The following is a 13,077-nucleotide window of genomic DNA, read 5'->3' as shown; positions in this document are numbered from 1 at the left end:
TCCAGGGCCATCCCACGCAGCCGATGGACTGGGACCAGGTCGAGGCGAAGTTCCATGCCTCGGCGAGCCAGTTCGACGCCTTCCGTCGCGCGGAGATCGTCGAAACGGTGAGAAATCTCGAATCGACCGACGTCGACAACCTCGTAGGATTGCTGGCATAGGTTCAGACCAGACGTGGCAACGGCAGTCCGCTTCCCTTCTGACGCTGTCTCTAAGTGCCAGGCGGACGAATGTCCGCATGAACGATGGTTGACCGTACCTTCGAGTTCCTGCACCACAACGAGAGGGAGGAGAAGCCACGTGAGGAGGGCATCACGGAGATTCGGGGGCCCTACTACGATCCGATGGGCCCTCGGGAGCTACGGGATATCCTGGAGACGATGGGCCAGTACGTCGACATCTACAAGTTCTCCGGCGGATCGTTCGCGCTGATGCCCGAGGACGCCGTCACAGAACTCATCGACATCTGCCACGAACACGACGTGAAGGTCTCCACTGGAGGGTACATCGAGAACGTCCTCGTGCGGGACAACGACAAGATCCACGAATACTTCGAGGAAGCCGAGCGCCTTGGGTTCGACGTCGTCGAGATCTCCAGTGGATTCCTCGCAATGGGTAGCGACGACATCGTCCGCCTGACCGAGGTGGCAGATGAGGAGTACGATATCGAACCGAAACCCGAAATCAATGTCCAGTTCGGCGCGGGCGGTGCCTCTGATCCCGAGGAACTGGAGCGTCAAGGCCAGCAGGATCCCGAACAGGCAATCGAGGAGGGGCGAAAGCACCTCGACGCAGGCGCGGACTTGCTGATGGTCGAGGCTGAAGGGATTACCGAAGAGGTCGAAGAGTGGCGCACCGACGTCGCCTACCGGATCGCCAACGAACTCGGCACGGAGAATCTGGTGTTCGAGGCGCCGGGCCCGGAGATGTTCGAGTGGTACATCAAGAACTTCGGGCCCGAGGTGAACCTATTCGTCGACAACAGCCAGATCGTCGAGCTGGAGTGTATGCGCTCGGGCCTGTGGGGCAAGGCGACGACGTGGGGCCGCACTGTCACTTGGAAAGGTCTCCGCGAGTAACGAGCACGATGTTTGACCGCACTCGTCCGGACGGAACTCGCACTGAGACTTACATACCGTCTGCAATTAGCGGTCAGCGATCAGTAATTCTTGTTTGGAGTGTTTGCTGCATACACTCTCTGGGTCTTGTTTAGATGCCTGATTTCATCAAATTTCGTGGCGGATACCCCGACCCTTGAGGTCGGTGAGGAAGCCGACACTCGATGACGCAAACCACGCTCGATGGCAAGGCCAACTCCCAACCACTCGTACAAATACCATTTTTGAAGGTCCGTGATTGAGCCTGCCCCTCGCCTTTCACCAACTCGTACTGCTCGAGTTTGCCGAGATACTTTCGAACAGTCCGTTTTGATCTCGGCTCCGTAACTTTGGCGGAATATGGATCAAAAATTTCTCCGGGTCGAAGTTCACAGGCGGTGCAAGGCGGATGCCCCGACCCTTGAGGTCGGGGAGGAAGCCGACAACCAATGAGACAAGCCATCCTACGACGGCAGGACGACTCCCAAACATATAAGTAACATTAACTATATATGTGAAAACACAGTGGAGTATCGTCGTACGGCAGTCATCAAGCTCGACACGCCCGAAGGAGCCGACTCGCTCCTTCGAGAGACTGTCGAGCAGTTCAAACACTGCGCCAACACCGCGAGCGAGTGGTGTTGGCACGGCGACGAGGGATACCACGTCACCTCAAAAGCGAAAGCCGAACGCGCCCTCTACGATCGACTCCGCGATGAAACCGACCTGACTGCAAATCTCGTCCAGAAGGGGATACGCCGGGCAGTCGAAGCCGTCAAAAGCGGAGTCAAACGACTCAAACGTGGCGAGAATACGTCGCAACCGTACTTTTCCGCTGAAAGCGCGGTGTACGACAAGCGGAGTGCGACGTTCCACCGCGACCACGTTTCTCTTTCGACCGTAGATGGGCGCGTCGAGTGCGACTACATCATCCCCGATGACTCGGAGACTCCGCCGACCAAGTACGTCTCCGACGAGGATTTCGAGTTTCGGATGGCGTACTTGCAGTACCGCGAGGGTGACTGGTATCTCCACGCCTCCATGCGAAAGGTCGAAGCAGATGAGGAATCGCCCCAATCCGAGTCCAAGCACAGAACAGTCCTTGGTGTGGATTTGGGCGTGAACAATCTTGCCGTTGCTTCGACAGGAAGATTCTGGTCGGCAGACGAATTCAACCATTGGCGACGAGAGTACGAGAAACGCCGTGCATCCCTTCAACAATGCGGGTCTCGCTACGCCCACGAGAACATCGAGTCAGTCGGGCAGAAAGAGTACGGACGCTTCGAGATACACCTACACACGGTGGCTAACCAACTCATCGAGGAGGCCGTCGAGAACGACTGTTCGCACATCGTGTTTGAAGACTTGACCTACATTCGGGAGAACATCCCCGAGGCGACGTGGCAACACGTTTGGGGGTTCCGACGACTCTACGAGTACGTCGAATACAAGGCCGAAGAACACGGTATCGAGGCCGAACAGGTTGACCCTCGAAATACGTCGGAGCGTTGCTCAACGTGTGGGTTTACCCACGACGACAATCGGTCAGGAGAAACGTTCGAGTGCCAAAAGTGTGGGTATGAGAACCACGCGGACTACAACGCTTCCAAGAATATCGGTTTGCAGTATCTCCGTCGCAGGCAAAATGCAGGCGACGGAGGCGCACCCGTAGATGTGCGCTTAAATCGCGGGACGCTGAACGTGAGCGGGGAATACGTACCTCCTGCCTCTACTGAGGCATAGAACGGGAGTCCACGCGAAAGCCTCGGGGCTTGACCCCGAGGCGATTTACCGTTTGTTGCCACGGCCTCCAACACAGTTCGCTGATGGACGTTTGGCTGCTCGATCGTCTCGTGCCCGTTGGTCGAGCAAGTCCGAAGATAACACCGAGTCCGTCGAAGTCTGCTGGACGCTCCGTGGCAAAACCAACACGAAGCGTCCAAACATGGTGGAGGATCGGAGTACCGGCGGTTTGGCACCGTCCTCAGAATTCTTTGATTTCTGATGTGCGAACGAGAGCTTTGCTCTCGTCAACGCCAGGCAGCCACCGGCCACGACGACTGGCTGAAACGAGTTCTCGAAAAGTGGCGGTATCCGTGGTTGCAGCCCTGAAACTCCCACCGCTGAGCAAACCGGAGGTTTGCGACGGACGCAAATCTTTGATTTGCTTGACTCGGGATTCCACCGTGGTCACGCGGCGGAGGATGTCAAGGATCCGTACCCACGTTCCTCAGCCGAGTATTCGGTGACTGGGGAGACATTTGAACCACAGTTCGGGCACACTCCAAAACACACGAAGGATTGACAACACTACCCCGCTAATTACCTTCGTACGATGCCCCCGATGGAGGAATTATCGATTTTGGTTCCGGTCGATATCTCTCAGTCGGAACCTCCAGCTTTCGATATCCTCGATTTCCTTCAGCCGTTCGAAGTCATTCTTCTCGGGTACTTCCCCGTCCCGGATCAGGCGGAACCGGCACTCATCAAACACGAATACGAGGTGGAAGCGAAAACGAGACTCGATTCGATCGCCAAAGAACGAAACGACATAACCGAAGTCTTGGTGTTCACACACGATAGGGAGGCAACCATCGACCGAGTCGCCGACCAGTACGACTGTGATGCCGTGCTGACCCCCAGAGACGTCGCCCAAATCGAGCGTATTATCGTCCCGATACGGGGAGATGTGAACAACGAACGGATCATCTCCGTCGTCGTGGAACTTCTCAAAGGTAGTCAGGCGACCGCGACCTTTTTTCATTCGATTGATGGAGACGTGGACTCAAGTAAGCGAGAGCTCCTTCTCCGCGGGACCGTCGACCGAATAACTCAATTCGGCATCGATGCGGAGCGCATCGACTGTCAGATCGTCGAAGACGGGGATCCCTACCGGGATATTGTCACGCGAGCGGAGGAGTATGACATAGTCATCCTTGGCGAAACCGAACCGTCGCTTCGTGAGCGGATCATCGGTGATGTCCTCTCTCGCATCATCGACGATATATCAATTCCGGCACTCATTGTGAGGGACGTCAAATGAAGGATTCCGGTAAAAGCGCCATCAGGAAGACGCTATTTCAATGAGCGCGGAAGACGGGGGACTGGAGCGGACGTTGGGCTTCGTAGAAGCCATGACCCTGGGTGGAGGAACGATGATTGGTGCTGGAATATTCATCCTCCCAGGTATTGCAGCCCGCAATGCAGGCCCGGCGAGTGCGGTCTCGTATGTTATCGCTGGGCTGGTCGCGCTACTGGCAGCGCTTTCCCTCTCGGAACTTGCAACCGGCATGCCGATCGCCGGTGGGAGCTATCATTACGTCAACCGTGCACTCGGTGGCCTGTTCGGTGCGATAGTGGGATGGGGAATGTGGACCGGATTGATGTTTGCGAGCGCCTTCTATATGGTCGGGTTCGGTCAGTACATCGTCTCGCCGATCCCGGGCCTCGACGGACGTCATTTCGTGATCGCGCTCGGGTTCATGGGGGTAGCACTCCTCATCGGGGTGAATTATTACGGGACAGACGAATCAAGCGCGCTTCAAAACATCATGATCGGCACCGAGACAGCGATTGTGCTCGTCTTCGTTGCTGTCGGGATCTTTTTCATCGACTCGACAAACCTCACGCCGTTCGCCCCGACGGGGACGACCGGTATCATTGCGACCACCGGCATCGTTTTCGTCTCGTTTCTCGGCTTCGAAATTATCGCCACGGTGGCCGGTGAGATCAAGAACCCGGGTCGAACGATTCCACTGACCATGGTCCTCTCTGTGGTTTTGGTGACGCTTCTGTATGCGCTGGTTATGATCGTGAGCACCGGTGTGGTCCCGATCGATGTGCTTGGGAATTCGCCGATTCCAGTTTCTGAGGTTGCCGAAGTGTCCATGGGCGTAATTGGGGTCGTGGGGATTGCGTTCGCCGCGATTATCGCGGCCATCTCAAGTTCGAATTCCTCGATTCTCGCCGCTTCAAGAGTGATCTATGCGATGGGCCGCGATGGGCTCATGAGCGAGTGGCTCAATGAAAGCCACGATCGGTTCTATACGCCCCACCGGGCGATCCTCACCACTGGTGGCGCGACGGCGCTCCTGATCGCACTCGGGCTCAGCGTGGAAAGCATTATCCCCCTCCTCGCCGAGACAGCAAGTTTCAGCTTTCTCGTGGCCTATCTCTTGGTCCATGTCTCTCTCGTGGTGTTCAGGCGAGCTAATCCCGACGAGTACGAACCGTCATTTGAACTCCCGGGGGTGTTCTATCCGCTGGTGCCGGTACTTGGAATCCTCCTCACGGTCGTGGTCATTTCTCAAATGTCGCCAACAATCATCATGATCGGCTCTGGAATCATCGCCGTGGGTATTGTGTGGTACTTCATCTACGCGAGAAGTCGAACCGTGGGAAGCGGTTTCATTCGAGATGCCATTACCGGTCCATCAGGCGAGCCTTATCGCGTCGTCGTTCCCATTTCCAACCCGGAAACCCAGAAAGGTCTGCTCAGACTTGCAGCAGCAACTGCTCACGCCAATGAAGAGCATGGTGTGCCGGAACTCGTGGCGATCAACGTCGCCGAGGGCCCGAGTGACGCACCACGACAGAACATCGAGTCAGAGCGGCTCGACCACCAGGGAGACCTTCTCCAGATTGCGCATAGGATTGCCGAGGAGCGGGATGTTTCGCTCCGGACACGAGCAATTGTTGCCCCAGATGTCAGCACCGCTATTTTGGACACGATTGCGGATGAAGATCCAGATCAGCTACTGTTTGGCTGGGATGGTAATGTCGGCGATGGCGAGTTCACGTTCGGCCAGACGATCGATCCAGTCCTTAAAAAGGCACCGTGCGATGTCTCCCTCGTAGAATTTAAAGAGGATACTGTTGGTAGACCCGTCGCCCTCGTTGCTCCGGGACAGAACGCTCCAGTCGTTGCTCGACGGGCCTTTGAGTTCGCGACTGTTGACGGAACGATCCCAACGTTGTTGTTCGTCCAATCAGCAAAACGGCATGCTGGTCAAGAATCCGTCGTATCGGGACGAGACGTCATTGACGATATTGCGAGGTCGGCTGGACTCGAATCAGACGAGTACGAACGAGAAGTCTTGGTCACTGACGACATTGAGACGGCGTTAGCGGGGACGATCGAAGCGTATGAATCGGTTTGTATCGGACTGTCACATCGGGCTAATATTACTGGCATCCCGTATGGGAGCTTTACGGAACAGATCGCCTTGAAGGCGTCCGGGAATGTCATGTTAATCCGCGGTGAGACCAACATTTCTGGCGAGTAACGTGATAGCCGTGTTTCGGACCGAATCAATCTGATTTCCAACTCAAATACAGGCAATCAGCCAAAGGATGTGGCCGTTTAACGGTTAATTGATTGCTGCATACGCGCGTTGTCTCTTAGCACGACCCGGCTTGATCTATTCAACTACTGTCAAAAGAGGCGTGCAAGACTCAGAAGCTATATAAGTCACTTGACAACATCAAGACCAGTGAACTCGAACCGAGCACCGCCCGATTCACTTTCGGTGATTGCCATCTCCCAACTATGGGCGTCTGCGATTTCCTTCACCTGGATTTGTCACTGATTGAACGGAGATGCGCTCGTCTTTGCGCTGTAGAAACTTGGCCGTCCGTTCGGCGAAATCGGGTGCGGGATCCACATGCAGGACCTGGATCTCCGTAGGAGATGTCATAGTTACTGTTTTTATATTTATTTGTCTTAAGGATGATTCCGATTTCTGATGCCAAAACCAGAATTAGGCATATTCGAGAAGACACGAATAATGGGTATCGGTAATTATGCAATGATACCCGTCGAGCAATTGGACGATTTCTATAGAACCGCTACTACCCTTTGGAAATCAAAACCTGTAGCCGCAAAACATACCCTGCGATTATGTAGTTGCGTGTTATTCGATGTAAACGAGAGGCTTGTCCCACCTACCGAAATATCTCATCGCACGAAAAGACCTATGACAACACGTCGGGATCGGATCTTGCTATCGGCCATCGTGTTTGGCGTTCTCCTCGCCCAGGTGCTCCTCTATCCGGGGATCGATACGCTGGTAGTGGCATTCGGCTCGACGACCGAGATCAATGCCTCGATGTGGTTTCTCGCGGCCGAATTCATTGCGTTCATCGTCTTTGCGGGGGTCTGGGGTGCGGCCAGTGATTCCGCTGGCAAACGGCGCCCGTTCATCGTATTGGGCGCGGTCGGAGGGGCAATCGGATACGCCATTCTTGGCTTGATTCCCCAGTTCACTTCGCTTCCATTTATCGCCGTCATCGGATTCAGGGTTATCCAAGGCGCTGCAACCATCGGAGCTCTGTCCCTGGCAATGACAATGCTCATGGATCTCCCCGGTGGCCACGGTCGGAACATGGGCGCAGCCGGCATCGCCATCGGTCTCGGGATGTCACTTGGATCGCCGCTTGGGGGCCAATTTTACGAGATAGGGCCGTTCATCCCGCTTTACTTCGCGTCCGTTATCCTCCTCGGGGTTGGGGTATTGGCGCACTCGATACAGGACAGGGCGCCCGCTCCCGACCGGACCACCATGCTTGACGTTCTGAAGGGATTGCGTGACCAACCGGACTTGGTCGTACCCTTCGCGTACGGGTTTATTGACCGGTTCACTGCCGGATTTTTCGCCCTTGTCGGCACTCTTTACTTCAGAAATAGCTTCGAGTTGAGCCCTGGCGCAACCGGACTCATGCTGGCATTGTTTTTTGTACCGTTTGCGCTCCTCCAGTACCCGTTTGGTATTATCTCGGATCGGGTGGGTCGCACAGGACCGGTCGTGGTCGGGTCAGCTGTTTACGGTATCGGCGTGTGGGGGGTCGGAATTGCACCCACGGTTGAAACTGCAGGGGTGATGATGATTGTGGTTGGTTTGCTTGGAGCATTGATGGCGCCCGCGACTATGGCATTGGTCACCGATATTGCCCGTGAAACCCGGCGTGGCGTGGCAATGGCGGGTTTCAATGTGTTTGGTAGTCTGGGATTCCTGGCGGGGGTGCTCATTGGCGGGTCCATCGCGTCCGCAATGGGTTATCTGGCGGCCTTTTTGGTCGCCGGGGGGCTTGAGTTGCTTATTGCGCTGACCACCTTTCCATTCTTCTTACGGTTCGGACGTTCTCGTACTGGCGGATTCCCGTGAGATGTTCGTTCATCGCTAAGTAAAGGTCACTGTCGGTGAAATATTTTCTATCAGTTGGGTCAAACAAAGGTGATTGACGAATGCTGCATGCTTGGTTTCAACAAAACTTCATTAGGCGGGGTATATGCATTTGGTATCGCCAGAGCCGAATCGACGGTTACTGAAGTGTATCATCGGTCCGGCAAACGGACGAAAATCTCAGGGAGAATCAAGGTGAGGAACCCAACGGTAGCGAAAGCTATCGGGACGAATCTCAAACGAGTGTCGGGACACCTCTATGAGGCAACAAAGCGGTCGAAAACAGCGGTGTTGATAGTCGGTTTTTTCCTCAGAGTCGCTCGTAGTAACAATTTGAAAGATTTCGTGAGGTAGTGAACCGTCCAAAGAGGAGATTTAGTGCGTATCCCGTCCGTGAAAATCCTTTGTCCCCTCAGAGCATGTATGCAGCCCTCGGCCATCGCTTGCATTCACAGAACTAGTAACCGTTCCTCCGCCAATCTGTAGCTGGCAGACAGATGAGGTTTCAAAGGGCCTTCCGCGGTAGTTCGGACGTGTTTTGTGGTAGCAGCGGTCCGCACGATAGAACTTGCGCCCCCTCAACAGATTGACGGTGGTTCCTCATCTATCGCCGCATAGAGCGCTTTCATGATGATTTCACTGCCGTAGTACGTGACGACCTCTGTGCCAACCCCTTTCGCCATGTGGCAAAGCAGTTGCCTGACGGCGTCGGCGATCTCTTCTTCGATCCCATCCGCCCGACCGATCGCGATGGCTGTCGACGCGATGCCGTAGAGTTTGGCTAGGAATTTCATGTACTGTTGGAGGGCTCCGTACGCGGCCGACGGCGGCCCGGCGATACCAATAGTGGCCACATCGATGTAAATGTCCATCACTTGGTAAATCCGATCGAGGCGTTCGAGCATCTCCTGCACATCTTCTTCAATCGAGCCACCGCCGCTCGCGTCCGGCAGGATGCCACGCACGGCACCGGTTTCGGGGTCGAGTTCCCAGTGGACCAGTCCCGTCCCCGCCTCGTCGACCAACAGAATTCTGTCGGGATGGTCGTCGTCGCGAAGGCCGATAGCGCGTTCCGAGAGGTGATTGAGCGCCTCGCGCCGAGCGGAGTCCTCTTCGATATTTCCCCTTCTGACGAGAGTCGCATCGTCGAGGACGCTCCCTGCGGAGCGGTCGTAGAACTCCCGTTCGACCACGGCCGTCCGGGCAGTGCGGCGTGTCGTCAGTCTGATTCGTCGATTACTGTCGGCTGCTGCCGTCGTCACTCGTGAAAGCGGCAAGACGTCCATGGACATCTGGGCAGCGTTGTTGATAAACGACGGCCGTTGGTGATGCATCGCCACGCGCAACCCGTCGGGATAGGTCACCGAGTCAGCCGTGACGGCATCCGGGTACGGGGACTGGGCTGCCAAGAGGTTGGGAGGCAGTGCCGCGAGTCCCTCCTCCTGGCGACGATTGTTCGCCTGTTTGGGGCCTTCCTCCAACAGCGCTTCGTGAACGGGTTGGTGGGTCATTCGTGCGTCGATCATATCGTCGGCCCGCACGGCAAATGGAACGCCCCACCCCTCGAAGGAGACGACAGTCTCCCCGAACAGCGCTCCCTCGACGTCGAGGACGTCTTCGGGCAGTTCGGCACCATCCGAATCTGGCGGTTCCTGCGTGGTGACACTTTCTTCATCGCCATCCTCCTCCGTTAGATCCGAGACGGACGGAAGGCCGTCATCACCGGCAATCGTCCGCGTGACGCTCCGTGTTTCCCCTTCGGCACCTGTGTGTTCGATGGTAAGTCGTAATTGATCGAAGCCGAAGGGATCAGGCTCATTGACCTCGTACTCCGTCGTCGCTGACACCGACTCACTAGAAGTGGTTTCGACCGAAACCGAATGCCAGCCAGCCGATCTGTCAGTGGCCTCGTAGCTCACGATGTACCCGGGTAGATCCTCTCTGGCCTCACTGATGAACGATCCAATTGCTTCTCGGGCACTCGTCCGGTCCGCCGCTGGAATGGCGCGGCCCCCAGATAGGTCAGCCATCTCCTTGAGTGGGCCCTCTCCGACCTCATCGCTCGCTTCGACGTGAAGTCCGATCACGGGCGGCCCATTTTCGAGTTGTCGGGCGATGGAAGGTGTTTTGTCGTCCCAGGCGTGGTCATCGGTAACAAACACGAGGAGGTTCGTCTCGCCGGTGGGAGCTTTCGTGGCAAATTCCCAGAGATGCGAGTAGGATCCTGCAAACCGGCTACCAGTATCACTCCAGGGTTTTGTGGACTGGGTCTTGACGACCGCATCTTCGTCGATAGCCTTGATGTCGGCTCGTAATTCGTTGACGAACGCGTCCAGTTCCTCCCCGCTGTACTGATCGGGCATGCTGTCAGAGGCGTCCCAGAGAACCATTACCCTGGGAGAGGGGCGATTCGAGACGAGGGTCGGCATTACCGATTCGCCGTTGTCCTCAACACGAAACGCCCCGGGGTTGAGGCCGCCCACTACTTGCCCGTCTTCGTCCCGGGGTTGTAATTCGAGTCGCACACGTGGAAACTGCTCCGCCACGGCCGTCATGGACAGGGAGTCCACCGATCCCGGGTCCCGCTGGTCCGAGCCAGTCACGGTTGGCGTGCCGTTTCGTGTCATCGTATCCCCATCGAAGGCGATTCGGTCCCCGGACCGTGTGACGCCGTCCCCGACAAACGTATTCTCGGTAGCCTCATTCTTGTTCAGACCCCGGCCCTGAAGCGTGAGCGCTGGATGGAACTGTTCGACGTCGACACAGCGGGTCAAAGGAACGTCGATCGGATCCGGGCTCGGGAGGGTCTGGACCCGAACCTGTCGACCGGCCACGATTTCGACCGGCCACTCGCCCTTAACCAGTTCCACGACGTCCCCGGAACGTGCTTTGCGAGCGGAAAGCGTCATGGAAACGGTCCCCGGGTCGATCCGGTCGGGCGCGTCTTCCATCGCCGATGGCTCGTCCACCGGGTCGTCGAAGGATGCAGCCGGCGAGAAGAGGTCAGCGTAGATCGTCTCCTCATCGTCTTCGGCTTCGACGATGAGTGGGTTCCCCCCGCCACCGTGGTCGAAGGACCGCTGATGAGGGAGACTGTCCGAAAGTGGTTCCAGCGCCGCCAGAATCGAATCGCCGAGTGCAGCACTCGTTTCACCATTGGCGTCCAATCGGACCTGGTCCTCTTCCTTTGGCTCTGTGTCGAGACGGTCAAGCCACTCCTCCGTCGTCTCGACGTCCACGTCGGGGTCGAATTCAAGATCGGGGGGGTCGTACAGGAGATTTTTGCTGTCCCCTTCGGAGAGTGGCTCGCTGGCCACTCGAAGCCGCGTGTCATAGCCCATATCCTCGTAAAGCGAGGCCAGTAGTTCCGCCTGCTCACGCATTGTTCCAGCTCCGCCCCGAAGCGTCGTCCTGGGGCCCCACCGAACAACCCGACCCTGCTCGCCCATTTCGTTCAATCCGCCGGGTAACGTCACGATGTCCTCCTTCACCAGCGTATAGGCTCCCTCGGCGTCCCCCTCGTCCACCCGTTGCTCGGCCCGGGCCGGAAGATGCGTCGAACTCGTCTGAAGCACGTCCCGGATCTCTCGCCAAACGGTAAACGGAAGGTCGGATTCTTTGCCCAGGCCCAGGTCGGCTCCCTCCAGCCCCTGCCAGACACCGTAGCCGCCGGCTCCGAGGATGGCAGTAAGCGTCCCAGCCTTGAGGAGGTCCCGACGAGAGAGTCCTTCGAGGTCAGTCATTGAAACGGCCTCCGCTGTCGATGAACGGTCCCTGATTGAAGATGGCCCACTGCCCGAGTCGTATCCAGTTGCCCTTCGAAGCTCCTCCCGCGACCAATTGAACGGCTGATCGATTGATCCACAAGCGAGGGGCCCTCCGTCAATCGGGTATCTGTGGCCTCATCCTGCCCATAATCGAGTGACTTCGGTTTTACACACACCATTGTCATCCTGGATTTTGACTTCATTGTCCGTTTCCTTGATCATTCAGATGGGGCTGGGAAAGACACCTCAGTAAAGATCTCGATGTATCCGTCGTACTCGTTAGAGGCTTCCCAGGTAACTATAAGTTGCATGTCCTCCTTCACTGCGAACCGCTTGTGTTCGCCATCTTCGATCCCCTCCACTTCGATAGTCCAGCCATGTTCAGGTAGCGTCTCATCGTAAAACGTTCCGACTTCATCGACAGTTGCTTCAGCCAGATACGTATTTTCCAAAACTGCCTGGTCGCTTACCTCCATATAATAATGATCGATTCTAACGGAGCCAGGATACCGTGGCACGTCTGGATGGTCTTCCCCTTCCACGTCCGACTGCGGTGGAGTCGCCTCTTCGGCCTCCGTTTCCTCCGGCGTATCCTCGGAGCTATCGCCTGAATCCGCGATTCCCAACTCACCCTGAGAGGCATGAAGGACAGTTACGATGACCTGATCCTCCGTCTGCTGTGTGTGGATGAGCAGCCCTTCTCCTTCTTCCACTTTTTTGAATGCGGTACCGGACCACTGTCCACCCAAAACACTGGCAGACCCCGCACTCTCCCAGCCGGCGTCTTCAGCTGCACTCTTGAAGGCCGTGAGGGCCTCCTCGGAGGACCCCGATCCCACATACACGGCAATCGAGACACCCTCCTTCGGGATAGGGGGCGCTGATTGGCTCTCAAAACCGGATGGAATCGCTATTCCGCCTGGTCCTGTCCCCCCAGATCCACCCGATGAACCGCCATCTAGTGGATTCACACCCGAACAGCCAGCGAGTGAACCGAGAAAAATAGCTCCCCCGACGGTCAGTAGTTTTCTG

8 protein-coding genes are annotated in these 13,077 nt (G+C 56.6%); 5 read left to right on the top strand and 3 right to left on the bottom strand.

Annotation, left to right across the window (positions count from 1 at the left end):
- Positions 1 to 245: 245 nt before the first annotated feature.
- The 4 genes from V5A26_RS10160 to V5A26_RS10145 all read left to right on the top strand — a co-directional run bounded on the left by V5A26_RS10160 (position 246) and on the right by V5A26_RS10145 (position 6,382).
- Entirely contained in the window at positions 246 to 1,079 is an 834-nt protein-coding gene (locus V5A26_RS10160) for a phosphosulfolactate synthase (RefSeq protein ID WP_332322429.1), read from the top strand.
- A 543-nt stretch (positions 1,080 to 1,622) separates the two neighbouring features.
- A complete protein-coding gene (locus V5A26_RS10155) occupies positions 1,623 to 2,840 on the top strand; it encodes an RNA-guided endonuclease InsQ/TnpB family protein (RefSeq protein WP_332322428.1) in 1,218 nt (405 codons plus the stop codon).
- Between the two features lie 601 nt (positions 2,841 to 3,441).
- Positions 3,442 to 4,140, top strand: coding sequence for a universal stress protein (locus tag V5A26_RS10150; RefSeq protein ID WP_332322427.1), 699 nt, complete (start codon positions 3,442 to 3,444; stop codon positions 4,138 to 4,140).
- Between the two features lie 40 nt (positions 4,141 to 4,180).
- Positions 4,181 to 6,382, top strand: coding sequence for an amino acid permease (locus V5A26_RS10145; RefSeq protein WP_332322426.1), 2,202 nt, complete (start codon positions 4,181 to 4,183; stop codon positions 6,380 to 6,382).
- 261 nt (positions 6,383 to 6,643) lie between these two features.
- On the opposite strand, the gene V5A26_RS10140 is transcribed toward V5A26_RS10145, so the two are convergent.
- Positions 6,644 to 6,793, bottom strand: coding sequence for a hypothetical protein (locus V5A26_RS10140; RefSeq protein ID WP_332322425.1), 150 nt, complete (start codon positions 6,791 to 6,793; stop codon positions 6,644 to 6,646).
- Between the two features lie 279 nt (positions 6,794 to 7,072).
- On the opposite strand from V5A26_RS10140, the gene V5A26_RS10135 reads away from it, so the two are divergent.
- The gene (locus V5A26_RS10135) at positions 7,073 to 8,260 is read left to right on the top strand and encodes an MFS transporter (protein WP_332322424.1); all 1,188 of its coding nucleotides are present in this window, start codon (positions 7,073 to 7,075) and stop codon (positions 8,258 to 8,260) included.
- Positions 8,261 to 8,856: 596 nt separating this feature from the next.
- Here V5A26_RS10135 and V5A26_RS10130 read toward each other — a convergent pair.
- Positions 8,857 to 12,021: a hypothetical protein gene (locus V5A26_RS10130; RefSeq protein ID WP_332322423.1), complete on the bottom strand. Its 3,165-nt coding sequence runs from the start codon at positions 12,019 to 12,021 to the stop codon at positions 8,857 to 8,859.
- Between the two features lie 242 nt (positions 12,022 to 12,263).
- Positions 12,264 to 13,077, bottom strand: an 814-nt coding sequence (locus V5A26_RS10125) for a hypothetical protein (RefSeq protein ID WP_332322422.1), incomplete at its 5' end; no start/stop codon positions are given.

The organism is Halodesulfurarchaeum sp., from assembly GCF_036626455.1.
Taxonomy (GTDB): domain Archaea; phylum Halobacteriota; class Halobacteria; order Halobacteriales; family Halobacteriaceae; genus Halodesulfurarchaeum.
This window is presented reverse-complemented; position numbering and strand designations above follow the sequence as displayed.

What these genes read in the sequence shown, in the direction of transcription:
- V5A26_RS10135 (WP_332322424.1), top strand. Translation starts at nt 7,073, where the DNA reads ATGACAACACGTCGGGATCGGATCTTGCTATCGGCCATCGTGTTTGGC.
- V5A26_RS10140 (WP_332322425.1), bottom strand. Translation starts at nt 6,793, where the DNA reads ATGACATCTCCTACGGAGATCCAGGTCCTGCATGTGGATCCCGCACCC.
- V5A26_RS10145 (WP_332322426.1), top strand. Translation starts at nt 4,181, where the DNA reads ATGAGCGCGGAAGACGGGGGACTGGAGCGGACGTTGGGCTTCGTAGAA.
- V5A26_RS10150 (WP_332322427.1), top strand. Translation starts at nt 3,442, where the DNA reads ATGGAGGAATTATCGATTTTGGTTCCGGTCGATATCTCTCAGTCGGAA.
- V5A26_RS10160 (WP_332322429.1), top strand. Translation starts at nt 246, where the DNA reads ATGGTTGACCGTACCTTCGAGTTCCTGCACCACAACGAGAGGGAGGAG.
- V5A26_RS10130 (WP_332322423.1), bottom strand. Translation starts at nt 12,021, where the DNA reads ATGACTGACCTCGAAGGACTCTCTCGTCGGGACCTCCTCAAGGCTGGG.